We start from the raw sequence: 1,625 nt of genomic DNA, 5'->3' as shown, positions 1-1,625 counted from the left end.
GACCGGCGGCCGCACGCCGGTCCGCCCGGGCGGCCGCGCGGCGCCCGGGGCGGTCCGCCGGCGCCGGACGCGCGCGCGCCAGCTCGTCCTCCAGCACCTCGACGGCTCCCGCGACCCACTCCCGGGCGGCACGCTCGACCTCGCGCGGCCGGTCCGCGGCCCGGTCGGCCGACGACCACGCCCGCGCGGCCGACGGTGCCCCGTCGGGGCCGGTCGCCAGCGCGTCGCGCAGGGTCCGCTCCGCCGCCGCGCCGACCGCGGCGAGCGTCGCGGACGCCGACGAGACCAGGTCCTGCACGAGCGGCAGCACGGCGGTCGCGCGGTCCTTCCCGGCGCGCCGCGACCGGTCGACCCGGCCCGAGGCACGCACGGCGTCCGCCAGCGGCGCGCCCGGCGCCGTCAGCTCCACCCAGCGCGCCTGGGCGCTGCCCTGGGCGACCGCCCCGCTGGTGACCGTGCGCCGGGCCTCCTCCGCGGGTCCGCGCACCGCGTCGTCCAGCGCCGTCCGGATCGCGGTGGCGGCCTCGGCCTGCCGCTCGACCGCGTCGGCGAGCTCGTCGACCCAGGGGCGCAGCGCCGCGAGCGAGCCGCGCAGCGTGCGGGCGACGACGGTCCTCGCCCGGTCGGGTCCGGCGAGCATCGCCAGCCACCGCTTCACGGGCGCGACGCGCGCCGGCTCGAGCAGGCCCTCGTGCGGGCCGACGTCCGGCACCACGAACAGCGGCGAGCCCTGCATCCCGTGCGTCCGGAGCCGCTCCAGCAGGTCGCCCCGCACGGTCGGCAGCGACGCGGGGTCGACCCGGTTCAGCACCATGGCCACGGACGCCCCGCGTGCGGTCGCCTCGCCGAGCACCCGCCACGGGAGCGCGTCGCCGTACCGCGCAGCCGTCGTGACGAACAGCCACAGGTCAGCGGCCTCCAGGAGCCGCTGGGCGGACCGGCGGTTGCTCTCCAGCACCGAGTCGAGGTCCGGGGCGTCCATCAGGGCGATGCCCCGCGGCACCTGCTCGGAGGCCACGACGTCGACCGCGTCGGTCACCGGGTGCTCGCGCACCAGCTCGGCGTCGTCGGGGTGGTGCACCAGCACGGGCCGCCGGGTGGTCGGCCGCAGGACGCCCGCGGCGCTCACCTCCGACCCCACCAGCGAGTTGACCAGCGTCGACTTGCCCGCGCCGGTGGACCCCGCCACGACGACGACGGCCGGCGCCGACAGCTGGCGGAGCCGCGGCACGAGGTGGTCGGCGAGCTGGTCCACGAGCCGGGTGCGGGACGCCCGCGCCTGCTCCGCGCCCGGCACGTCCAGCGGGAACGCCGTCGCCCGCGTGTCCCGCAGGAGGTCGGTCACCGCGTCGAGCAGCGACGTGGCGGCGAGCGGCCGGTCGAGGACGTCCCCCGCGGCCGAGCTCCCCTCCTCTGCGTGCACGGGCACATCCTCGCCCGTGACCGGGCACCGACCAAACCCCCGCGCCGCGCGACCTGCGATTCCGTGGGGCAGACGGCCCCGGGGCGGCGGGCCCGGGGCGCGTAGGCTGGTGCGCCGGACGGACGCCCGCCGGCGGGCCGTCCCCCGCCTCCATAGCTCAATGGATAGAGCAACGGCCTTCTAATCCGTCGGTTGCAGGTTC

1 protein-coding gene is annotated in these 1,625 nt (G+C 79.0%); it reads right to left on the bottom strand.

What is annotated here, in order from left to right; genetic code table 11:
• The coding region (locus AAHH18_RS18240; protein WP_343302599.1) for a dynamin family protein at nucleotides 1-1,423 on the bottom strand (1,423 nt) is incomplete at its 3' end.
• Between the last annotated feature and the right edge of the window lie 202 nt (nucleotides 1,424-1,625).

This window comes from Cellulomonas olei (genome assembly GCF_039548315.1).
Lineage (GTDB): Bacteria > Actinomycetota > Actinomycetes > Actinomycetales > Cellulomonadaceae > Cellulomonas.
Note: the sequence above shows the minus strand (reverse complement) of the source record. Positions and strands in the feature narration are given on the sequence as shown.